The sequence below is a fragment of the Dorea sp. AM13-35 genome (assembly GCF_003473885.1).
Taxonomy (GTDB): domain Bacteria; phylum Bacillota; class Clostridia; order Lachnospirales; family Lachnospiraceae; genus Dorea_D; species Dorea_D hominis.
This window is the reverse complement of record NZ_QUCZ01000013.1, coordinates 51,513-73,495: the sequence shown is the minus strand read 5'-3', so window position 1 is coordinate 73,495 and position 21,983 is coordinate 51,513. Positions and strand designations below refer to the sequence as shown.

Below are 21,983 nucleotides of genomic sequence, written 5' to 3'. Positions count from 1 at the left end.
AACTTTTTTATTTTTCTTTGTTGTCTTCCGTGTGACATCTACGCTTCTCAGGTTTGCCTCACGCGACAGCTATATTAGAATACCACTACAATTCATAATTGTCAATAATGTTTTTATAATTTCTTCAATTCCGAATATTCTGATAATTATTCTTACAATAAGTTCATCGTCTGATTTACACTTTTTACGCCAATTACTTCTATTCCTTCTACTTTACCAATTGATTTCAACGACACTTCCGGGACCACGCACACCTTGAATCCAAGCTTCTTAGCCTCTGCAACTCTCTGTTCAGGCATGGTTACTGCACGCACCTCACCACTGAGCCCAACTTCACCAAACACAATCGTATCTTCACTTACAGGACGATTTTTATAACTTGACGCAACTGCCATTATAATTCCAAGATCTACTGCCGGCTCATTCATACGGATTCCTCCGGCAATATTTACATACGCATCATACCCGGATAACGGCAATCCGACTCTTTTTTCCAGAACCGCCATCAGCAGATTCACTCTGTTATAGTCAATTCCTGCTGCCGTTCTTCTCGGCATTCCAAAGTTACTTTTACAAACCAGCGCCTGAATTTCCATCAGCATTGGTCTTGTCCCTTCCATTGCACAGGCAACAACCGATCCCGATGCATTTTCCGGTTTGCCGCTCAACATAAATTCTGACGGATTCTCAACTTCTACAAGGCCTTCTTTTCTCATTTCAAACACGCCAATTTCATTCGTGGAGCCAAATCTGTTTTTTACTCCTCGAAGTATTCTGTAAGAAGCATGTCTGTCCCCTTCAAAATAAAGTACGGTATCTACCATGTGCTCCAGAACTCTTGGTCCTGCAACTGTACCTTCTTTTGTCACGTGACCGACAATAAAAATCGCAATATTCATACCTTTTGCCAATTGCATAAATACGTTCGTAGATTCCCGCACCTGCGAAACGCTCCCCGGCGCCGATCCAATCTCTTCATTGTACATTGTCTGTATAGAATCAATCACTACCACATCCGGCTTTTCCCGTTCGATTGCCGTCTGGATCAGATTCAGACTTGTCTCACATAACAGATAAAGATTTTCTGAAAATTCACCCATCCTGTTCGCACGCAGTTTTATTTGTTTCAGAGATTCTTCTCCTGAAATATACAACACCTTTTTATTCATTGCAGAAAGTTTCTGACAAACCTGTAAAAGTAATGTCGATTTACCAATTCCGGGATCTCCGCCAACCAGGACCAGTGATCCTGGCACAATTCCTCCACCAAGCACCCTGTCCAGTTCTACCAGTTCTGTTTTCATTCTCTCATCTTCGTCTGTTGTCACGCTCGACAAAGTTACTGCCTGTACCTGTTTTTCCACCGAACTTTTCTGTCCTTTTATCGATACTACCTTTTCTTCTGCAAATGTATTCCATTCCTTACACATCGGGCACTGCCCAAGCCACTTTGACTCTTCATGCCCACAGTTCTGACAGAAATATACACTCTTCTTTGCTTTTGCCATTCTAACGCTCCTATAATTTGGTAAAAAAAGAGCTGCTCTCTCGCAGCCCTTTTTGACTTTTCTGTTTCACTTTGTTTCCATCAATATCAATAATCGGTCGGGATTATTTTTTAATGATCTTAACTTCCATCGAACGCTCTGGTTCCAGTTCAGCGCTGACGCTCAGCTTACCACTCAGATTCGTCTTCATATCTCCGACATTCACATCATCCAGATATACTACATATTCGGTATCTGCCTCCAGTTCCAGTGTAAACTGAACATCTTGCATTGCTGATACAGAAAATGTAACGACTTGTTCAGATGCATTAAAATTCGTAACTGCTGTTCCCGGTACGGATTCATATACGAACATTTCGTTCTTCTCCAGTTTGGTAATCTCAGAAAATGTCTTTACTTTGTAAATGTCTCCCTGAAATTCAAAACCGTCCAGTTTGGTCTTACTCCCTAATGTATAATCTCCAAAGCTTAATGTTCCATCATTCTCAGCTCTTAATAATTCTTTCACAGCTGCCATTTCATGTGTCCTCCTACAGTTCTTCTTTCGTATCCCTATTATATATCAAAACATTTTTATTTTGTAGCTTTTGGGATAAATTTTATTTCTTTTTTAGACATTCCGACTACTATTTCGGAGTCTTTTTTTACTTCTCCATTCAGAAGTGCTTCTGCCAGCGGTTCCTCCAGCCGGTTCTGTACCGCTCTTCTGAGCGGTCTTGCGCCATATTTTTGATCCATTCCCGTTTCTGCAATATACTCTTTCACAGATTCACGGATCGTGAGTTTAATTCCAAGCTGTTCTTTCGCACGCTTTGTAAGTTCGCGGCACATCATTCCGACAATCTTCTTGATCTCTGCTTTTCCAAGCGGATGGAACACAAGAATCTCATCAATACGGTTCAAAAATTCCGGGCGGAAGATCAGTTTGATCTCACGCATGACATTATCTTTCATCCGCTTATAATCATCGGCCGCATTTTCCTTCACATTAAATCCAAGCTTCTTCGGATCAATGATCGCCTGTGCTCCGGCATTCGATGTCATAATAATCACGGTATTACGGAAATCTACTTTTCTTCCTTGTGAATCTGTAATATGTCCATCATCTAAAACCTGTAACAATATATTAAATACATCCGGATGCGCTTTTTCAATTTCGTCGAACAATACAACCGAATATGGATGTCTGCGCACCTGCTCGCTCAACTGACCACCATCTTCATGCCCGACATATCCCGGTGGAGATCCGATTAGTTTTGCCACGCTGTGTTTTTCCATATATTCGGACATATCTACCCGGATCATAGACTCTTCACTTCCAAACATTGCTTCTGCCAGCGCTTTTGAAAGCTCTGTCTTTCCTACACCAGTTGGTCCGAGGAACAAGAATGAACCGATCGGGCGGTTCGGATCTTTCAAACCGACACGTCCACGTCTTACTGCCTTTGCCACCGCCGTAACGGCTTCTTCCTGACCGACTACACGTTTATGAAGCGTTGCCTCCAGCTTCTTAAGTCTCACGCTTTCTTCTTCCTTAAGTCTGTGTACCGGGATCTTCGTCCATTCAGCTACAACATCTGCAACATCATCTTCTGTGACAGTAAATTTACTTTCCTTATTCTTCCGCCGGAAGCGCTCCTGCGTCCGTTCTAATTTCCTCTGGATCTGCTCTTTTTCCTGGTTCTTCTCTCTGGCTTCCGACATATCACCGCTGCGGATCGCATTTTCCAGATCTGTCTTTACTTTTACAAGACGTTCCTCCAGATCATATACAGATGCCGGTGCCTTGAATCCACGCAACCGTACTTTCGCGCACGCTTCATCAAGAACATCGATGGCTTTATCTGGCAAAAAGCGATCACTGATATAGCGCTCAGATAACTTCACCGCAGCATCCAGCGCTTCTTCATCAATCTCTACCTGATGATGCTTCTCATAGCCGGCTCTTAATCCTTTTAAAATCTCTGTGCACTTCTTCTCATCCGGCTCTTCAATCGTAACCGGCTGGAATCTGCGCTCCAATGCAGCATCTTTCTCTATATATTTGCGATATTCAGAAATCGTTGTTGCACCAATAAGCTGCAGTTCTCCTCTCGCAAGCGATGGTTTTAAAATATTAGAAGCATCCATCGCACCTTCTGCGCCGCCTGCGCCAATGATCGTATGCACTTCATCCAGAAATAAAATGATATCTCCAGCATTCTCTACTTCACGGATCAGCCGTTTCATACGTTCTTCAAATTCTCCGCGGTACTTCGTGCCTGCAAGCATTCCCGCAAGATCCATCGTATAGATCCGCCTGTTCTTCATACTTTCCGGAACAATTCCTGCAGCAATTCGGGCTGCAAGACCTTCGATCACTGCGGTCTTTCCTACACCCGGTTCGCCGACTAGGCACGGATTATTCTTTGTTCTTCTGCTTAAGATCTCCATCAGACGCTCAATCTCTTTCTCTCGTCCGATCACCGGATCTAATTTGCCTTCTTCTGCACGCAGTGTCAGATCTGTTCCATACTGATCCAGCACGGAATCCTTTCTTCCACCTGCATCTGCTGCCATATCCTCCATCATCTCTCTCGGATCAACACCGGATACAAGCCAGATATCCTGCGATATCTTCTGCAGACTGATATTTAACGTCTGCAATATTCTTGCCGCCACACAGTCTGCATCATGCACAAGCGCAAGGAGCATGTGTTCTGTTCCTATCTTATCTGCATGCACGCGCACTGCTTCTATCTTACTCTCTTCTAACACAAATTCCAATCTTGGACTGTTCTTAATACTTCTGCTGTCAATCGTCTGTATACCTGCAACCGGAGTTACAAGTTCATTAATAACCTGCACGAGACGTTCTTCATCCACACGGTTCATTGCCAGCACCTGTCCTGCAACACCTGTAAATACTTTCTGTAATGCAAGCAGTAAATGCTCAGTTCCTATATAAGGATGATGCAGCTCCTTCGCAATTGTCCTGGACAGGCGAAGCGCCTCTTTTGCCTGTTCTGTATAAATCATTCTGTCTTTCCTTTCCCGTATTCATCAAAAATCTCATCAACCAGAGTATGAACTTCTTCTCTGGTTATATTCTTACAGCATCCCTTTGCCAGAAGGATTCTTAACTGTTCTTCCAACTTCAGAAGTGCTCTCGCTTTGTCTACGTCAATGGCGATCACAGCACCTCGTCTGCGGTCAAGCTGTATAAAGCCTTCCTGCTTTAAAATAGAATATGCCTTGTTCACCGTATGCATATTAATCCCTATATTGTCTGCAAGACGTCTGACCGACGGAAGCGTATCACCTTCTTTGATCATCTCTGTTGCAATTCCCATAATGATCTGGTTCTGCAACTGTACATAGATTGCTTCATCGCTGTTAAAATCAACTTCTATCAGCACATTATCACCTTTTTCATTTTGTTATACAACCACTATAACACAATTAAAGAGAGCTTACAATAAAAACTGTAAGCTCTCTTTCGCAACTTTGAAGGAATTAAGTTTGGAAATTTCTCTCTTATACGAGTGTATGGATATCTGCATATTCGTAGCAGTCATAACTGTCTGCAACGTTCTTACATGTCAGTTTTCCATCGTATGTATTAATTGCTGAGAAAATCACTTCGTTATCTTTACAAGCCTGCTCCAGACCTTTTCCTGCAATCTGAAGTCCATAGCTTAATGTTGCATTCGTAAGCGCAATTGTAGATGTTCTCGGAACTGCTCCAGGCATATTTCCTACACAGTAATGTACGATTCCATCTTCAATAAAAATCGGATCATCATGATACGTAACTTTTGTTGTCTCACCGCATCCGCCCTGGTCAACTGCCACGTCAACAAATACAGCACCTGGTTTCATCTCTTTTAAATATGCTTTTTTAAACAGCTTCGGTGCAGATTTACCAGGAATCAGAACAGAACCGATTACAAGATCTGCCTCTTTTACTGCATGTTCGATATTGGAATCATTAGATGCAAGTGTCTGGATTCTTGCTCCAAAAATATCATCCAGATATGCAAGTCTCTTTAAATTGATATCAAGGATTGTTACATTGGCACCCATACCTACTGCGATCTTGCATGCGTTCGTTCCTACAGAACCACCGCCTAAGATTACAATATTAGCCTTTGGTGTACCTGGAACACCTGCCAGGAGAACACCTTCTCCGCCAAAACGTTTTTCGAGGTATTTCGCGCCTTCCTGAATACTCAGACGGCCTGCAATCTGGCTCATCGGTGCAAGAAGCGGAATACTTCCGTCACGCTCGATCAATGTCTCATATGCAACGCCTTTTACTTTTCCATTCAGGAGTGCATCTGTCTGCGGTTTGTCCGCTGCCAGATGTAAATATGTATAAAGAATCAGGCCTTCATGGAATAATGGATATTCTTCCGGAAGAGGCTCTTTTACTTTGATCATCATCTCAACGGTGTCCCATACTTCTTTTGCAGAATCAATCATGATTGCGCCCGCATCTTCATACTCTTTGTCTGTAAAGCCGGAGCCAACCCCTGCGCCTTTTTCGATATAAACTTCATGTCCTGCATTTTTGTAACTCTTTACATTGTTAGGGGTCATACCTACACGAAATTCATTGTTTTTGATTTCTTTTACGCATCCAACTTTCATTTTTACTACCTCCTGTTTTACTGATGTCGTTTCTTTTTAGTTTCCGGGATAATATTTTTCATCTTTCATTTTTTGTGAAGAATATTATTCATTTATCTCTAAAATTATACTAACACAAGCCTTTCTATTATGCAATAAAAGTTATTTATTTCACGAAAGTTTTATTTTCGTTAATAATATGTCAATTGTACCGACAATTGCACTTGCATATTTAGGCTTTTCATGATTAAATTTAAGTTAGAAATATCTCATTTCTATTTATATGTAAAAAAACTGAGGAATAGACTATGAAAGAATTAAGAGAAACAATACATAATGCAACTCTGACAAAAACGCAGAAGCTGATTGCCAAATATGTTCTGGACAATTCAGCCGATGCCTGCTTTATGACTTCAACGGATATCGCCGACACTCTTGGCGTAAGCGAATCTTCTGTCGTACGGTTCAGCCGCTCTCTGGGTTACAGTGGATTTATGGAATTCCAGAAATCCCTGCGAAAGGATTATCAGGATAAGGTGCTGAGCATTTCCAGCTCCATTACTGTACCTTCACAGCGAGTTGCCAAGCAGGCAAAATTGGAAACTAATTCAGATTATATTAAAAGACATTATAAAAATACAACGAAAAATCTGGATACTATTTTTTCGCAGAATGCAACTTCTGCTTTTGATGAAGCTGCAAATATTATTATCAACAGCAGACACAAATATATCGTTGCATCCCGCGGCAATGCATGTCTGGGCGATTATTTTCTTCTGTACCTGAAGCATATGGTACGCGGAGTGGAAAGCACTTCTTCCGCTTCCATCAGCCCGATTGATCATATGTGTAATATTTCAAAAGAGGACTGCCTGATCGTATTCAGCTTTCCAAGGTACTCTTCCATGGATAAACTTGCTGTACAGATGGCATGTGATGTCGGCGCACAGATTATTCTTTTCACAGACAAGCCAAGTGCACTTCTCGCACCTTATGCCACTGTTCTGATTACAGTTCCGGTTGACAGCAATGCTTTTTTCAATTCTCTTGTCGCACCACAGTTTGCATGTGAAGCACTGCTTGATACGATCAGCCACCATGTGAAGGGCATTGAGAAGCGGCTGAAAAAAATCGACCAGTACTTAAGTGAGCTGGGCACATATTGATATGTTTAACGTCAAAACACGCTCTGTGAGTTTTATTCGTTGATTAGCGGTCGTCAGATGCCGCCATAACAAGAAGCCAGCTTCCGGTTAGCGAATGATGTATCCTGATACAGAGACACATCATCCGCTAACCGGAAGCTGGCTTTTATGTTTTTAATAAATACTATATTTTACATTGCATCGTCAATCGCTTTACCGATATCATGACGCATATATTTGTTTGCAAATTCTACCCATTCTGTTGCTGCATAAGCATTTGCACGGGCTTCTTTTAAATCTTTTCCTTTTGCAGTAATTCCAAGAACACGTCCTCCGTTTGTGACGATCTGTCCATCGTTTTCTTTCGTCCCTGCATGGAAACAATAATATCCGTCTGCATCATCGAATTTTTCCAGACCGTGGATTGGAATTCCTTTTTCGTATTTGACCGGATATCCATCACTTGCCAGAACGACACATACTGCTGCATTGTCTTCAAACTGCAGATCTACCTGATCAAGCGTTCCATCTATGCAGGCTTCTACTACTTCCAAAATATCATTCTTCATACGTGGCAGGACAACCTGTGCTTCCGGATCTCCGAATCGGGCATTGTACTCCAACACTTTCGGACCAGCTTCTGTCAGCATGAGTCCGAAGAAAATCACGCCTTTAAATGGTCTTCCTTCAGCTTTCATGGCATCAACCGTTGCCTGATAAATATATTTATTACAGAAATCTTCTACCTCTTTTGTGTAGAACGGGCTTGGCGAGAATGTACCCATTCCGCCGGTATTAAGTCCTGTATCTCCGTCTCCTGCACGTTTATGATCCTGTGCAGAAGTCATTGTCTTGATTGTATTTCCATCTACGAAAGAAAGAACAGAGACTTCACGTCCAACCATGAACTCTTCAATCACCATCTCGTTACCGGCAGAGCCAAATTTCTTATCCAGCATAATCGTCTTCACGCCTTCTTTTGCCTCTTCCAGTGTATTGCAGATCAGTACACCTTTTCCGAGTGCCAGTCCGTCTGCTTTTAATACAACCGGCATCTTTGCTGTCTTCAGATAATCAAGTGCCTTATCCGGATCTGTAAAATTCTCATAAGCAGCCGTTGGAATGTTGTATTTTTTCATCAAATCCTTGGAAAATGCTTTTGAACCTTCCAGAATTGCTGCATTCTTTCTTGGTCCGAATGTACGAATACCTTCTGCTTCCAGCGCATCTACCAGTCCGCCTACCAAAGGATCATCCATTCCGACGATAACGAGATCGATGTCCTTTTTCTTTGCAAAAGCTACAATTTTGTCAAATTCCATCGCTCCGATTGGCGCACACTCTGCAATCTGTGCTATTCCTGCATTCCCCGGAACACAGTATACCTTATCTGCCTTCGGACTCTTTGCTACACAATAAGCAATTGCATGTTCTCTTCCGCCACTACCTACGATCAATACATTCATCTTCTCGTCCTCCACTTATTCATTCACTGTTGCAATTCTTTCTGTCACACTTACTTTTCCATTAGCGATCAGGTCAATCGCTCTTGGCAGGATCTGCCACTCTGCCTGCTCCATCACACGTCGCTGAAGTATCTGCGGAGTATCTCCATTCTGTACTTCCACCGCTTTCTGCAGGATGATCGGTCCTGTATCAGTTCCTTCATCCACAAAATGCACGGTCGCGCCGACCACTTTCACACCTCTTGCAAGTGCCGCTTCATGTACTTTCAGTCCATAATATCCAGTCCCGCAAAAAGACGGGATCAGAGACGGATGTATATTAATGATACGGTGTTCATATTTACGGATCATCTCCGGTGGAATTACAACCAGAAATCCAGCCAGCACGATAAGATCCGGTTCCATCGCATCAACCACATCAAGCAGTGCCCTGTTAAATTCTGTTCTGTCTGAAAACTGCTTAGGTGAAATGCACTGTGCAGCAATACCATTCTCCTCTGCCCTTGTCAGTGCATATGCATTCTGATTATTGCTGATCACACCTGCAATCCGGGTATTTGTAATCTTGCCGGAATGAACTGCGTCAATAATCGCCTGAAGATTCGTTCCTCCGCCGGATACCATTACAACTACATTTAGCATAAGGTAACTCCTTTTTCTCCTGCTTCAATATGTCCTACAACATACGGTTCATCTCCTGCTGCCTTGATTGCTTCCATTGTCTTATCAACATCTGCCGGATCAACTGCAACGATCATACCCAATCCCATATTGTATGTATTGTACATCATCTGCTCTTCAATATCGCCTTTCTCAGCAAGCAGTTTGAAGATTGGTGGTACCGGATAGCTGTCTTTTTCTACAACTGCATGCATACCGTCAATGAGCATACGAGGAATATTTTCATAAAATCCACCACCGGTAATATGGCTGCAGGCTTTTACTGTTACACCGACATTTTTCACATTCTTCAAAGCTTTTACATAGATTCTTGTCGGAGCAAGTAACGCCTCTCCAAGCGTCTTGCCAAGTTCATCATAATAAGTATCCAGAGATTCTTTTGTCATCTCAAAAACTTTGCGAACGAGAGAAAAACCATTACTGTGTACACCGCTGGACGCCATACCAATCAGTACATCGCCTGCTTTTAAATTCTCCCCTGTGATCATATCTTTCTTATCGCAGACACCAACTGCAAAACCAGCCAGATCATAGTCATTCTCAGGCATAAGTCCCGGATGCTCTGCTGTCTCTCCACCGATCAGCGCCGCCTCTGACTGAAGGCATCCTTCTGCAACACCACTTACGATTGCTGCGATCTTCTCCGGATAATTCTTGCCACACGCAATATAATCCAAGAAGAATAACGGTTCTCCACCTGCACATGCAATATCATTGACGCACATTGCTACTGCATCGATCCCAATCGTATCATGCTTGTCCATGACCATGGCAAGTTTCACTTTTGTTCCACATCCATCTGTTCCGGATAAGAGCACCGGCTCTTCCATCTCTTTAATCTTTGTAAGAGAAAATGCTCCTGAGAATCCTCCCAGTCCGCCTAAAACTTCCGGACGCATTGTTTTCTTTACATGCTCCTTCATCAGTTCTACTGATCTATAACCTGCCTCAATATCGACACCAGCTTTTTTGTAATCCATAACTCGTCTCCTTTGTGTATGTTTTATTTATTTAAATATGCTTCGTATCCGATTTCATCCAGTTTTGCAGCTTTTGCCTGTACTGTCTCTTTCATCTCTGTTGTATAAGCTTTAAGCTTTTCAAGAAGCTCTGCGTCTGAAACTGCAAGAATCTTAGCTGCAAGAATTGCTGCGTTCATACCACCATCAATTGCTACTGTGGCAACCGGGATTCCAGGTGGCATCTGTACAATTGAAAACAGTGCATCTTCACCCGCCAAGTTCTTACCTGACATCGGCACTCCTACAACCGGCATCGGGAATAATGCCGCACACATTCCCGGAAGATGTGCTGCCATACCTGCACCTGCTATGATTACTTTAATTCCTTTTCCTTCTGCGGATTTCGCCCAGTCGAAGAAAACATCTGGTTCTCTGTGCGCTGAGATAATCGTCATCTCATAATCAATCCCTAATTTTTCCAACATCGCTGCAGCTTTGCTCATTACTTTTAAATCCGAGTCGCTGCCCATCACAATTCCTACTTTTGGCATTTTTCTCTTCCTTTCTGTTCTTCTACTATTGAAAATATTACATTATTTATCTATATTTTTCAATGGCTCATTTAAAATCTCCGTACCCGGCAGAACAAACCTTCCATGTTCCAGAAGTAAAATATGACCGCCGTCTTTTTTATTTACTTCGATCTTTCCAAGTTCTTCGTACGGAATGGTAATATCTGTATGGCAGTGATAGTACGCCTTTCCCAAATCCTCTTTTCTCTGGATTGAGACCGAATTATCTCTTGCTATGATTTCTTTCCCATTTGGATTGTAAACCGTTATATCCTCACACCAACTATAGCAGGTATCCCCCACTGCAAAATGTGGTCCCATCTTCTCTGCGATCAAAATCGGCATTTTATCCTCAATGCCATATTTTTTTGCCGCCTGATAAGCAGTCGTATTTGTTCCGATTGCGAATTCTCCAAGTGCCAGTGTGTCATGACGATATAAAACATTATCCCGGATATATTCCTTATTCTCCAGCTCGCGTTCGAAATTGCTACACCGGTAATCTGCAACCATTCCATTGGAAAATGTAATTTCCAGATCTTTGTACTGTAACTCATTCAGATAAACTTTGCTCACATGCAGTACACCGTTTGTTCCTTCCAGTACCGGTGATGTAAATACTTCTCCCACCGGAATGTTCACATCAGCAACACAGTTTTCAAAAATTGTCTCTTTTTCCGGATCACTCAGCGTGTGTAGCTGTACAGTAAGGTCAGTGTGGTTCCCATTTTCTCCGCAGATATGCACGGACTCTCCTCGGTCCAGTGCATCGATCAGTGTCTGCTGAACCTGTTCATACAATCCCGCATCCAGCGTATTGATCCGGATAATCTCCTGGAATATCTCCTCGTAATCTTCTCCGATCTCCGGCACCGGATACGCAATGATCGTAAAACTTCTCTCATCTCCCGGAATATAAGTGTTCGTAAGCCGACTCTGACGTCCGTCAAAAAATACGGACAACTCCTGCTGTTTCTCGCTTAATTTCAGAGCTGTTTCTTTCTGCTCCGGCACAAACGGAACTTCTCCAAACATCTCTATGCATGCCGGTCCTGCAAAAGCTCCCGCTTCTTCTTTCAGATGTTCGTAAGTAGTCGCGATCACTTCTAATTTGCGTTCCACAAATTTCTTATCCAAAAATAACGCCTGGTCATTTCTGTGATCATACTCATATTGTTTATTTGCAATAGCTCCATAGTATCCAATCTTCAAATGCTGTCTCTTCGTCAGCATGCTGACACCACTCCGGTAAATAACCGGCTTAAGCCCCATTTTATCAAAATTCTCAATTGCTTTTTTGACAACACGTTCAAAGCCTAATACATAACGGATATTGACCGTCTTTTTCTTAGACAGATCTTTTCCGGTATTCACAAAACCGATCCGGTATCCTTCTGTGTATACATCTGCCATCTTCTGAATTGTTGTTTCATCCAGTGACAACAGATATTTTGCAGTTGTCAGCTCACTGTCACTGATATACTCTCCAAAGCGATACAGATAACGAAGATCTGCAAGATCACTTCCAAGGATCAGATCTGCTGCAAAAGACTGTGTAGCATCTACCTGCTCATGGATGCGGTCTGCCACAAAAACATCACAGTAATCGCTGGCGTACCAGTACAGGATCTCCTTTAACACATGTGTCTCCGGCATTTCTTCTTCCTCGAACTGATTATATACCTCTATAAAAAGTTCAAACAGAATATCTAAATATTCTGTTTTCTTTTCATATACATACACGATTGCTGCACGTATTTCCGCATACAGCGCACTGAGTGTGCTTCCATACGCTTCTCCAAGCTGCGCCACCGCATAATCCGGATTTGCATAGCTCTCCCGGTAATGTTCCGGAAGGATATCGCTGTAAAGCTTCTTGTTCCATGCAGCCAGTTCTTCTATCTGCATCCCATCAAATGTATGATCCTCTATTTTCTTTTTCGTCCCATCAATAAGATGAATAAATTCCGCAACTTTTACAAAATAGTCACGGAACTTCACATCCACCGTTCTTTCTTCCTTAATATCGCCAATTCTATCTACCACCAGATTGTATCTTTCTTCCACCATCTAAACAAGCCCCCTGATAAATATTGCGCACATACCAAGGAAAAGTGCGCTGCAGACTGCAATTCCCACTTTGCACGTAATGTAATTTTTATCTCTTTCTCTCAGTCCTGTAACGCCCTGATAAATGCCATATCCTGCCATCACCATAGTAAACAGTCCTGCAAAACCGATCAGGATATTTACATTTCCTTTTAAATAAAATGAAATCCAGATCATAAAGACCAGAAGCAGAAATGACAGCGCTGCAAGTATACATGATTTCATTCCTTTTCTGGAATGTCTCCTTGGTGACTGTCCGAATCTGGTCCGCATCATTTTTCTTTTCTGTTTATTTTTTACGACCATGTATCCTCCTTAGTGCCACACAGATGATAAATATCAGATATCCTGCCACACCGCCAAGCGTATTAAGCAGCAGGTCATCCACATCAAAGCATCCGACTTTCGTGATCAGCTGAAAACTTTCAACGCACAAGCTCAACCCGAAACTGTAAAACAATGTAGCCAGAAAACTTCTGTGTTTGCTTGCCATCGGCATAAAAAATCCAAACGGAATAAAAATCACAACATTTCCAAACAGATTCGTAAATGTTGCAAACATGCCTACCTGATCCCGATAATACCAGAATCTTTTAATTTCTTTAAATAATACGAGATTATAATGATACTCCTGCATCTGACCGGTACGTCCGTACCAGTCAGAAAAAAGCAGGAAATAGATAATAAAAATAATATATAATACGAATAATATCTTCCCTAATATACGAATTCTCTTTCTACTGCCCGAATTCACTTTGTACACTCCCCTTATTTATCTGTCCATGCTTAAAATGTAAGCTTCTTCTTCTCTTTCAGCAGACGGGCACCGCTAATGATCGTAATAATTCCCGTGACAACACCTACCACTGCTACGATAACTCCAACTGCAATATTAGAAACTCCTGCAAAAGTCATGGATTTGTATATCTTCTCATTCATAGTGAAATCCTCCGTTATTATTTCGCTCCATATTGTTTATAATATGCGTCAATTGCTGCTTTTAATGTATCATCGATCACAATTTTTCCGTTACACTCTTTGTTGTACAGACACTCTGTAACTTCTTCCATTGTAACGATCGCTGCAGTATCGAATCCGTACAGGTCTTTGATCTCGTCGAGTGCGCATTTTTCTCCGCCTTTTCCAACCTCCATACGGTTTAAAGAAACCATAAGTCCCACGATCGTAACATCAGCGGCGCCTTTTACCTTAGGAACTGTCTCTTCCATGGATTTACCGGATGTTGTAACATCTTCGATCATGATCACACGGTCGCCGTCTTTTAATTTGCTTCCAAGAAAGCTTCCTTTATCTGCACCGTGATCTTTCTCTTCTTTTCTGTCAGAGCAATAACGTACTTCTTTTCCATATAATTCACTGTATGCAATTGCAGTTACAACCCCAAGTGGAATACCTTTATATGCCGGTCCGAACAACACATCAAAATCATCTCCGTATGTATCATGGATTGCTTTTGCATAGTATTCTCCGAGTTTCTTAAGCTGGGAGCCTGTCACATATGCTCCTGCATTCATAAAGAAAGGGGATTTTCTTCCACTCTTTAATGTAAATTCTCCAAATTTCAGCACATCGCTTTCTACCATAAATTTAATAAATTCCTGTTTGTAGCTCTCCATCTTTCTATCCTCCGTATGAATGAGCAGTTTTGCTCTTACAGTTCTGCTCTTATTTTTTTACATTATATGATGCCAGGGGCAAAAGCCTGAAACCACGATGTGCTTGCACATGAGTGGTTTTATGGCTTAGTGCCCCGCCCGATATGAGCATAAAAGTGGAGCATAAGCTTCACGATATGCGAATATTGGGTAGAATTGCGGGAGTACGAAGTACGAAACAATTCGTATGGCATCATTATTTTTAATAATAACACAATTTTTCTTTACAGGCAACGTGTGGAAAACGCGACACAAAAAAAACTGCCGTACGCGATACGTACGACAGTTTTCTTACATCCCTTTTTAATACTAGACTGGCAGTTCAAGATAAATATCTTTTCCTTCTTTGATAGAAATAACTACCTTTCCATGTTTTACAGTCACTGCTGCACCTTCTACATTCACTTCCGGAGCAACTGCAGCTTCTTCTGCCGGTGCTTCCTCAGCCGGTACTTCTTCTGTAACTTCTTTGATTCCTTCTACGTTGTCTACAGTAAGTGGACAGAGAGAATCACTTGTCTTTGTAAGTTTTGCTCCCAGTACCTGCTCGATTGTAAGACATCCATCCAGATTTAATAATCCAGAATCTACTAATTCATCAAAGATTGCCGGATCTTCCAGGTTAGCCGGTTCAATTGTAATTCCACCTTCTGCTCTGCAGCAAAGAACTGCAGGGTCTTTTGCATGCGCTTTCGCTGTTTCAGCTGTAATTGACATACTTCATTACCTCCTACATTTACATCTTCTTTTAGTATAGAACTGTCCTCCGGCAAAATCCAATTGTTTTTTTATATAGTATTTATTGTTTTTTTCTATATTTCGACATCTGTTTTATTTTACAATCCCTACCATATCCGAAACTTTATCAAAGCCATTCTTCTCCATATATGCACGGATTCCGTCAACCACTTCTTCTGTGATATTCGGATGATAGAAATTCGCTGTTCCTACAGAAACGGCACTTGCACCCGCAAGTAAAAATTCAATCGCATCTTCCGCCGACTGGATACCCCCCATTCCGATGATCGGAATCTTCACTGCCTGTGCTGCCTGATAAACCATGCGCACAGCGATCGGATGCACGATTGGACCTGACACGCCACCGGTCTTATTTGCAAGTGCAAATGTTTTTCGGTTAATATCAATCTTCATTCCTGTTAATGTATTGATCAGAGAAATTGCATCCGCACCGCCTGCTTCTGCCGCTTTTGCAATCTCTGTAATATCCGTTACGTTCGGTGTCAGTTTCATGATAACCGGCTGTTTTGCAATCTTCTTGATCTGGGCAGTCAGTTTTTCTACATGACCGGCATCCTGTCCAAAAGCGAGAAAGCCTGCATTTACATTCGGGCAGGAAATATTGATCTCCATCATGTCGATCGGTTCATCTGCAAGTCTTTCTACAACTGCAAGATACTCTTCCGGTGCATGTCCGCAGACATTGACAATAATCTTTGTATCGTATTTTTTAAGAAACGGGATATCTCTCTCGCAGAACAGCTCAATTCCCGGATTCTGTAATCCGATTGCATTCATCATACCGCCGTATACTTCTGCTACACGCGGAGTCGGATTACCGGACCACGGTACATTTGCCACACCTTTTGTTGTTACTGCACCTAACTTATTCAAATCTACAAAATCGGAAAACTCTTCTCCTGATCCAAACGTTCCGGATGCTACAGTAACCGGATTCTTCCATTCTACTCCGGCAATATTCACTCTCATGTCCATTAGATTTCCACCTCCGTAGCAAGAAATACCGGTCCGTCTTTACAGATCCGTTTGTTATGTACATTGCTGTGTGCATCTTTTTCTTTTGATTTGCAGACGCACGCCAGACAGGCACCGATTCCGCATGCCATCCGTTCTTCTAAAGATATATAACATTCAATCTGATTTTCTGCTGCATATGCTTTGATCGCACGAAGCATCGGAGCCGGTCCACAAGCGTAAATAATCTCTGCTTCCAGAGCTGCTTCCCGGATTGCATCCATAACATTGCCCTTTGTTCCTACACTTCCGTCTTCTGTTGCAATATAAACTTCTCCGTTTGCTTCAAACTCTTCTCTCAGAAATGTCTGCGCATCCCGGTAACCGACAATGATCCGCTTCTTTTCACATTCCATTTCCTTAGCAAGCTGTAAGATCGGCGGCACTCCGATTCCTCCACCCATCAGAAATACTTTTTTCCCTTTTGCTTTCTCAAGCGGAAATCCATTGCCAAGAGATCCAACAATATCAATTGTATCTCCCGCCTGCAGTTTTGAAAACTGCTCTGTACCTGTGTTTTCTCCGGTTACCCGGTATACTACACGAAGTTTCTCACTCTCACGGTCTATCTCACAAATACTGATCGGACGCGGCAATAATTTACCTGCGTCATTTGTATACATGGATATAAACTGTCCCGGTTTTGCATTTTTTGCAGCCTTTGTCTGAATCCACATACTGTATATACCGGCAGCCAGCATCTCCTGAGAGATGACACGTGCCTGTTCTTTTTCCATTTTAGCCATTTATTTTCTCCTTAACCAAGTGCTCCTTTGATATCTGCAACCATGTCTTCTACTGCCGCTCTGGATGCATCTGCAAAATTCTCTGCTCCGAATTTTGCATATTTCTCCTGCTTGTATGCAGCGATGATTCCTCTGGATGAGTTCACGATCGCACCGAGTCCGTCTTCGTTAAAGAAGTGTACAAGATCTTTTCCTTTTCCACCCTGTGCACCATATCCCGGAACAAGAATGTATGCTTTCGGCATGATCTTACGCAGTACTTTACCCATCTCCGGATAAGTTGCTCCAACAACGGCTCCTACATAGCTGTATTCGTCTCCCATTGCTTCTGTGCCCCATGCGGCCACTTTCTCTCCAACCAGTTCATAGAGCGGACGTCCGTCGATCTTCTGATCCTGGAATTCGCCACTGGATGGATTGGATGTTTTAACCAGCACGAAGATTCCTTTCTTCTCTTCTTTACATACATCCAGAAATGGATTCACACCATCAGATCCAAGATATGGATTCACTGTTGCAAAATCTTCATCAAATGCTGCATAGCTCTTGCTTCCAACTGCAACTTTTCCAAGATGTCCGACTGCATAGGCTGCGGATGTTGATCCGATATCGCCACGTTTGATATCTCCGATCACTACAAGTCCTTTCTCTTTGCAGTAATCTACAGTTTTCTTGAATGCCTGCATTCCCGGAATGCCAAACTGCTCATACATGGCAATCTGCGGTTTTACAGCCGGGATCAGATCATAAGTATTATCTACGATTGCTTTGTTAAACTGCCAGATTGCTTCTGCTGCACCTTCCAGCGTCTCTCCGTATTCAGCAAATGCTTTTTTCTGTACCTGCTCCGGAATATAATTTAACATCGGATCAAGCCCTACTACAATCGGTGCCCCTGTCTTCTTAATGTTTGCTACTAATTTGTTGATCATCCTCTTATTCCTCCTATATTCTCTGTACTGTTACACATCGTAAGATACTCTGCCCTAACACTTGCATGCCGTTGCATACTACACCTTTCTGGTATCCTGATACTCATATACGATTTCACCATCCGCCAGTGTATATTCTACCCGGCCGTATACTTCTCTTCCGTCAAACGGTGTGTTCTTCCCTTTGGAAAAGAATGTATTCTTATCAATCTTATAGTTAGCATCCGGATCAAAGATTACAAGATCCGCAATCTTTCCTTCTGCCACTGCTCCTTTTTCAGTAAGCCCCAATATCTGCGCCGGATTATAACTCATCTTCTCTGCCATGTCCATAATACTGAGCACGCCTGTCTTCACCAGTTCTGTATAAGTAAGCGCTGCCAAAGTCTCCAGACCTACGATACCAAAAGATGCTTTCTCAATGGAACGGTTCTTCTCTTCTTCAGAATGTGGTGCGTGGTCTGTAGAAATCACATCCATAATTCCATTCTTAAGTCCCATGCGGAGCGCTTCAACATCTTCTCTGCTGCGCAGCGGCGGATTCATCTTGAAGTTTCCATCATCTTCTTTGATATCATCTGAAGTCAGTATAAAATGATGCGGACATACTTCTGCCGTTACCGGAAGTCCTTCTTTTTTCGCCATCTCTACCATCGTCACACTGTCCTTTGTAGAGCAGTGGCACAGATGCAGACGTACGCCTGTCTCTTTCGCCAGCAGGATATCTCTTGCAACGATCACATCTTCTACAGAGTTTGTGATTCCCTTAAGTCCGAGACGCTTCGCATTCTCATCTGCATTCATCACGCCTCCTTCGACCATGGTAATGTCCTCGCAGTGTGCAAATACACTGATTCCTGCCTTCTTCGCTTCTTTCATCCCTTTACGGTATAAAGATGCATTCATTACAGATTTGCCGTCTTCACTGATCGCATGGCATCCTGCCGCTGCCATTCCTGCAATATCAGCCAGTTCTTTTCCTTCCTGTCCACAGGTAACTGCGCCAAGCTGGATAACATGTGCCGGTGATTCTTTCACGGCTCTTTCATGCACAGCTTCTACTTTCTCCCGGCTGTCGATCACCGGTTTCGTATTCGGCATCGCACAGATTGTCGTCACACCACCGTGTACCGCCGCTCTTCCGCCTGTCTCCAGTGTTTCCTTGTATTCCAGTCCCGGATCTCTGAGATGTACATGCAGATCAATAAATCCCGGCAACACATAAGTTCCTCTTGCATCGATCACTCTGTCCGCTTTCTCATCGATCTTCTCTGCAATTTTCTGAATTTTCTTTCCTTCTACCAACACATCGTATACTCCATCTTTTTTTGTGAGTGGATCTACAACATGTCCATTTTTAATTAAAACTGTCATATCTATAATCCTTTCTTCCGGAAATGATTTCCCAGGATTTCATTTAGAAAAATTTTCGTTTTTATTCTATCACATGGCATGTTAAAAGGGAATGCCAAAAAAGCATTCCCTTTATTTTCATCGATTATTTTATTTTGTCTTTTACAACAGACACCGCTTTATCAAGCTGATTGTCTGCCTTTGGATCTTTGGCATTATATTTATATTCGATCTTTACATCCGGCGTGATTCCTTTGCCGTCAATGTTGCGGCCCTTCGGTGTAAAATACTCGGATGTCGTTAATTTTACGCAGGTGCCATCTTTCAGATCAAACAGATTCTGTACCACACCTTTTCCGTAAGTTTGTGTTCCTATAATCTCAGCTTTGCCATAATCCTGTACTGCTCCGGCAAAAATCTCTGATGCGCTTGCGCTCTGACCATTTACCAGCACAGACATCGGAAGGTTTAACCGGTGTTTTTCATCCGATGTATATTCTTCTTTCTTTCCATTCTTATCCTTCGTGTAAACGATCAGTCCTTTTGGAAGGATGCTGTCAAGAATATCACACACCGTAGAGAGACTTCCTCCCGGATTGTTTCTTAAATCTACGACCAGTCCTTCTATATTCTTCTTTTGCAGCTGTTTCAATGCTTTTGCGAACTGAGCACCTGTCACAGAATCAAACTCTGAAATGGAAATATATCCAATCTGATTTTCCAGCACTTTATATTTCACTGTCTCAACATTGATCACGTCACGTGTAGCTGTCACTTTAATCTTATCACTGTTCGTTCCACGAAGCAGTGTCAGATTGACCTTTGTTCCTTTTTTACCTTTGATCCACGAAACAACTTTGTCCAGATCTTTTCCTGTCACCGTTTTCTCTTCTACTCGGTACAAGATATCTCCAGCCTTAATTCCTGCTTTCTTTGCCGGCGAATCATCGTATACCTGTGTGATCGTGATCACTCCGCTGCTGGCATCCTGCGTCATAACAGCACCGATACCACTGAAAGAACCATCCAGGCTTTCCGACAACTCTTTTGTTTCCTTTTTGTCGTAATAAGCAGAATACTGGTCCCCCAGTCCTTCTACATAGCCTTTGTAAATGCCTTCATTGAGATCTTTCTCTTTTATGTCATGCAGATATGTCTCATCAATCAGTTTTTTCAAATAAGATAACTTCGTCTCTGTATCAGATGATATGATTCCTTCATTGATATGCTGCAGTCCACAGGCTGCAAGGCTCACAACTAATAATGTCAGAAGGGCGCCCGTAAGCGCCCCTTTTATAAATCCTTTTTTATGTTCCACAATCGTCAGTCCTATTCTATAAATATTTCAACGGGTTCACCGGTACTCCGCCGGACATAACCTGGAAATGCAGGTGTGGTCCTGTTGAATTACCCGTTGTTCCTACAATTGCTATATTCTGTCCTTTGCTTACTTTCTGCCCTGCCCGGACGTAAATCTTGTGGCAGTGCATATAGTAAGTAGATAATCCGTTTCCATGATTGATTACGATCAGGTTACCGGCTTTGCCACTGTATCCGGCAGATACTACAGTACCTCCTGCCGCCGCATAAATCGGCGTACCGGTCGGCGCCGCAAAATCCATTCCTTTGTGATTTGTGCTGGCTCCGGCAAGTGGCTGTTCACGATATCCGAAATAACTGGATATGCGACTGTATCCCGGACAAGGATGTGTGAAAGTTCCATTACCGGATACGACAGATGCACCCGCTCCGGATGAATAAGAACTCGCTGCTTCCTGCTTCTTTCTTGCAGCATCTGCCGCTGCCTGTTCAAGCGCACTCAGCTTGCTTGCATTCTTTTTAATATCCTTTTGGATTCCGGCAATCTCATTCTTCTTATCCGAAAGCATCTGTTTTACAGTACTCTGCTTTGCGATCAGATTATCCTGCATCTTTTCCAGTTCGGCATTCTCTTTTTTCAGGACTTCTTCCTGCGCCTGCACATTCTTTACAACTTTCTGGAACTTTTTCAACATAGTTCTGTCATATGAAGAAATCGTCGATATGTACTCTGCATTATTCAGAAAGTCACTCAACGACTTCGACTGGCAAAGAATCTCGATGAATTTAGCATTGCCATTCTCATACATATATTTGATACGTTTCTTCATGTCTTCATACTGATTGTCTTCATCTACCTGCGCAATCAGTAGTTCATCTTCTTTTTTACTGATCTCATCTTCTTTGGCAGTGATCTTCTTCTTTGTTGTTTCCATCTCATCCAATACAGATTCCAACTGCTTCAGAAGTTTTTTCTTCTCTGCTACTGCCTCTTTTTTCTTCGACTGTAACACCTGCGCTTTTTTCTTAGCGGCACTGATCTTTGATGCCTGTGCCTGCCCTGTCATGCTGAAGCACAGAACACATACCAATAACAGACTGAGGATTCTTTTTCTCTTCTTCATCTGTG

Annotated in this window: 21 protein-coding genes and 1 pseudogene; 1 reads left to right on the top strand and 21 read right to left on the bottom strand. The window is 42.4% G+C overall.

Annotation, left to right across the window (positions count from 1 at the left end; genetic code table 11):
• Window positions 1-152: 152 nt before the first annotated feature.
• The 5 genes from radA to ald all read right to left on the bottom strand — a co-directional run bounded on the left by radA (window position 153) and on the right by ald (window position 6,140).
• Window positions 153-1,508, bottom strand: coding sequence for a DNA repair protein RadA (radA, locus tag DW152_RS12895; protein WP_118288797.1), 1,356 nt, complete (start codon window positions 1,506-1,508; stop codon window positions 153-155).
• Window positions 1,509-1,611: 103 nt separating this feature from the next.
• Window positions 1,612-2,025, bottom strand: a complete 414-nt coding sequence (locus DW152_RS12890) for a hypothetical protein (protein WP_021861357.1) — start codon at window positions 2,023-2,025, stop codon at window positions 1,612-1,614.
• A 56-nt stretch (window positions 2,026-2,081) separates the two neighbouring features.
• On the bottom strand, window positions 2,082-4,526 hold the full coding sequence (locus DW152_RS12885) for an ATP-dependent Clp protease ATP-binding subunit (RefSeq protein WP_118288796.1): 2,445 nt from the start codon (window positions 4,524-4,526) through the stop codon (window positions 2,082-2,084).
• A complete protein-coding gene (locus tag DW152_RS12880; protein WP_021861355.1) occupies window positions 4,523-4,906 on the bottom strand; it encodes a GntR family transcriptional regulator in 384 nt (127 codons plus the stop codon). Before DW152_RS12880 ends, DW152_RS12885 begins: the two co-directional genes overlap by 4 nt.
• Window positions 4,907-5,024: 118 nt before the next feature.
• Complete coding sequence (gene ald / locus DW152_RS12875; protein WP_021861354.1) at window positions 5,025-6,140, bottom strand: alanine dehydrogenase; 1,116 nt, start codon at window positions 6,138-6,140, stop codon at window positions 5,025-5,027.
• A gap of 287 nt (window positions 6,141-6,427) precedes the next feature.
• Between ald and DW152_RS12870 the strand changes: the two genes are divergently transcribed.
• A complete protein-coding gene (locus DW152_RS12870; RefSeq protein WP_118288795.1) occupies window positions 6,428-7,285 on the top strand; it encodes a MurR/RpiR family transcriptional regulator in 858 nt (285 codons plus the stop codon).
• Window positions 7,286-7,455: 170 nt separating this feature from the next.
• On the opposite strand, the gene purD is transcribed toward DW152_RS12870, so the two are convergent.
• The 16 genes and pseudogenes from purD to DW152_RS12795 all read right to left on the bottom strand — a co-directional run bounded on the left by purD (window position 7,456) and on the right by DW152_RS12795 (window position 21,978).
• Window positions 7,456-8,730 (bottom strand): phosphoribosylamine--glycine ligase, encoded by a 1,275-nt coding sequence (gene purD, locus DW152_RS12865; protein ID WP_118288794.1) that lies wholly within the window; start codon window positions 8,728-8,730, stop codon window positions 7,456-7,458.
• 15 nt (window positions 8,731-8,745) lie between these two features.
• Window positions 8,746-9,372, bottom strand: coding sequence for a phosphoribosylglycinamide formyltransferase (gene purN, locus DW152_RS12860; RefSeq protein ID WP_117538416.1), 627 nt, complete (start codon window positions 9,370-9,372; stop codon window positions 8,746-8,748).
• Entirely contained in the window at window positions 9,366-10,391 is a 1,026-nt protein-coding gene (gene purM / locus DW152_RS12855; RefSeq protein ID WP_117538415.1) for a phosphoribosylformylglycinamidine cyclo-ligase, read from the bottom strand. Before purM ends, purN begins: the two co-directional genes overlap by 7 nt.
• Window positions 10,392-10,414: 23 nt before the next feature.
• Window positions 10,415-10,924, bottom strand: a complete 510-nt coding sequence (gene purE, locus DW152_RS12850; RefSeq protein ID WP_021861349.1) for a 5-(carboxyamino)imidazole ribonucleotide mutase — start codon at window positions 10,922-10,924, stop codon at window positions 10,415-10,417.
• Between the two features lie 42 nt (window positions 10,925-10,966).
• Window positions 10,967-13,015: an aminopeptidase gene (locus tag DW152_RS12845; protein WP_118288793.1), complete on the bottom strand. Its 2,049-nt coding sequence runs from the start codon at window positions 13,013-13,015 to the stop codon at window positions 10,967-10,969.
• Window positions 13,016-13,360, bottom strand: coding sequence for a DUF6142 family protein (locus DW152_RS12840; RefSeq protein ID WP_118288792.1), 345 nt, complete (start codon window positions 13,358-13,360; stop codon window positions 13,016-13,018).
• On the bottom strand, window positions 13,344-13,808 hold the full coding sequence (locus DW152_RS12835) for a VanZ family protein (protein ID WP_021861346.1): 465 nt from the start codon (window positions 13,806-13,808) through the stop codon (window positions 13,344-13,346). The genes DW152_RS12840 and DW152_RS12835 overlap by 17 nt, the downstream gene beginning before the upstream one ends.
• Window positions 13,809-13,840: 32 nt before the next feature.
• A complete protein-coding gene (locus DW152_RS13365) occupies window positions 13,841-13,993 on the bottom strand; it encodes a hypothetical protein (protein WP_021861345.1) in 153 nt (50 codons plus the stop codon).
• A 17-nt stretch (window positions 13,994-14,010) separates the two neighbouring features.
• Entirely contained in the window at window positions 14,011-14,691 is a 681-nt protein-coding gene (gene pyrE / locus DW152_RS12830) for an orotate phosphoribosyltransferase (protein ID WP_021861344.1), read from the bottom strand.
• A gap of 351 nt (window positions 14,692-15,042) precedes the next feature.
• A pseudogene (locus tag DW152_RS12825) lies at window positions 15,043-15,447 on the bottom strand (sugar transporter); the annotation flags it as partial.
• A 114-nt stretch (window positions 15,448-15,561) separates the two neighbouring features.
• A complete protein-coding gene (locus tag DW152_RS12820) occupies window positions 15,562-16,464 on the bottom strand; it encodes a dihydroorotate dehydrogenase (RefSeq protein ID WP_021861342.1) in 903 nt (300 codons plus the stop codon).
• Window positions 16,464-17,249 carry a dihydroorotate dehydrogenase electron transfer subunit gene (locus tag DW152_RS12815; RefSeq protein ID WP_117538411.1) on the bottom strand — a complete coding sequence of 262 codons (786 nt, stop codon included), beginning with the start codon at window positions 17,247-17,249 and terminating at the stop codon, window positions 16,464-16,466. The genes DW152_RS12820 and DW152_RS12815 overlap by 1 nt, the downstream gene beginning before the upstream one ends.
• Before the next feature lie 11 nt (window positions 17,250-17,260).
• Window positions 17,261-18,181: an orotidine-5'-phosphate decarboxylase gene (gene pyrF, locus DW152_RS12810; protein WP_021861340.1), complete on the bottom strand. Its 921-nt coding sequence runs from the start codon at window positions 18,179-18,181 to the stop codon at window positions 17,261-17,263.
• 78 nt (window positions 18,182-18,259) lie between these two features.
• Window positions 18,260-19,555: a dihydroorotase gene (locus DW152_RS12805; protein WP_118288791.1), complete on the bottom strand. Its 1,296-nt coding sequence runs from the start codon at window positions 19,553-19,555 to the stop codon at window positions 18,260-18,262.
• Window positions 19,556-19,679: 124 nt separating this feature from the next.
• Complete coding sequence (locus DW152_RS12800) at window positions 19,680-20,852, bottom strand: S41 family peptidase (protein WP_118288790.1); 1,173 nt, start codon at window positions 20,850-20,852, stop codon at window positions 19,680-19,682.
• A 16-nt stretch (window positions 20,853-20,868) separates the two neighbouring features.
• The gene (locus tag DW152_RS12795; RefSeq protein ID WP_118288789.1) at window positions 20,869-21,978 is read right to left on the bottom strand and encodes a murein hydrolase activator EnvC family protein; all 1,110 of its coding nucleotides are present in this window, start codon (window positions 21,976-21,978) and stop codon (window positions 20,869-20,871) included.
• Window positions 21,979-21,983 lie beyond the last annotated feature (5 nt).

Excerpts from the sequence above, each read along its gene's own strand:
- radA (WP_118288797.1), bottom strand. The coding sequence starts at position 1,508 with ATGGCAAAAGCAAAGAAGAGTGTATATTTCTGTCAGAACTGTGGGCAT.
- DW152_RS12890 (WP_021861357.1), bottom strand. The coding sequence starts at position 2,025 with ATGGCAGCTGTGAAAGAATTATTAAGAGCTGAGAATGATGGAACATTA.
- DW152_RS12885 (WP_118288796.1), bottom strand. The coding sequence starts at position 4,526 with ATGATTTATACAGAACAGGCAAAAGAGGCGCTTCGCCTGTCCAGGACA.
- ald (WP_021861354.1), bottom strand. The coding sequence starts at position 6,140 with ATGAAAGTTGGATGCGTAAAAGAAATCAAAAACAATGAATTTCGTGTA.
- DW152_RS12870 (WP_118288795.1), top strand. The coding sequence starts at position 6,428 with ATGAAAGAATTAAGAGAAACAATACATAATGCAACTCTGACAAAAACG.
- purD (WP_118288794.1), bottom strand. The coding sequence starts at position 8,730 with ATGAATGTATTGATCGTAGGTAGTGGCGGAAGAGAACATGCAATTGCT.
- purN (WP_117538416.1), bottom strand. The coding sequence starts at position 9,372 with ATGCTAAATGTAGTTGTAATGGTATCCGGCGGAGGAACGAATCTTCAG.
- purM (WP_117538415.1), bottom strand. The coding sequence starts at position 10,391 with ATGGATTACAAAAAAGCTGGTGTCGATATTGAGGCAGGTTATAGATCA.
- purE (WP_021861349.1), bottom strand. The coding sequence starts at position 10,924 with ATGCCAAAAGTAGGAATTGTGATGGGCAGCGACTCGGATTTAAAAGTA.
- DW152_RS12845 (WP_118288793.1), bottom strand. The coding sequence starts at position 13,015 with ATGGTGGAAGAAAGATACAATCTGGTGGTAGATAGAATTGGCGATATT.
- DW152_RS12840 (WP_118288792.1), bottom strand. The coding sequence starts at position 13,360 with ATGGTCGTAAAAAATAAACAGAAAAGAAAAATGATGCGGACCAGATTC.
- DW152_RS13365 (WP_021861345.1), bottom strand. The coding sequence starts at position 13,993 with ATGAATGAGAAGATATACAAATCCATGACTTTTGCAGGAGTTTCTAAT.
- pyrE (WP_021861344.1), bottom strand. The coding sequence starts at position 14,691 with ATGGAGAGCTACAAACAGGAATTTATTAAATTTATGGTAGAAAGCGAT.
- DW152_RS12820 (WP_021861342.1), bottom strand. The coding sequence starts at position 16,464 with ATGGACATGAGAGTGAATATTGCCGGAGTAGAATGGAAGAATCCGGTT.
- DW152_RS12815 (WP_117538411.1), bottom strand. The coding sequence starts at position 17,249 with ATGGCTAAAATGGAAAAAGAACAGGCACGTGTCATCTCTCAGGAGATG.
- pyrF (WP_021861340.1), bottom strand. The coding sequence starts at position 18,181 with ATGATCAACAAATTAGTAGCAAACATTAAGAAGACAGGGGCACCGATT.
- DW152_RS12805 (WP_118288791.1), bottom strand. The coding sequence starts at position 19,555 with ATGACAGTTTTAATTAAAAATGGACATGTTGTAGATCCACTCACAAAA.
- DW152_RS12795 (WP_118288789.1), bottom strand. The coding sequence starts at position 21,978 with ATGAAGAAGAGAAAAAGAATCCTCAGTCTGTTATTGGTATGTGTTCTG.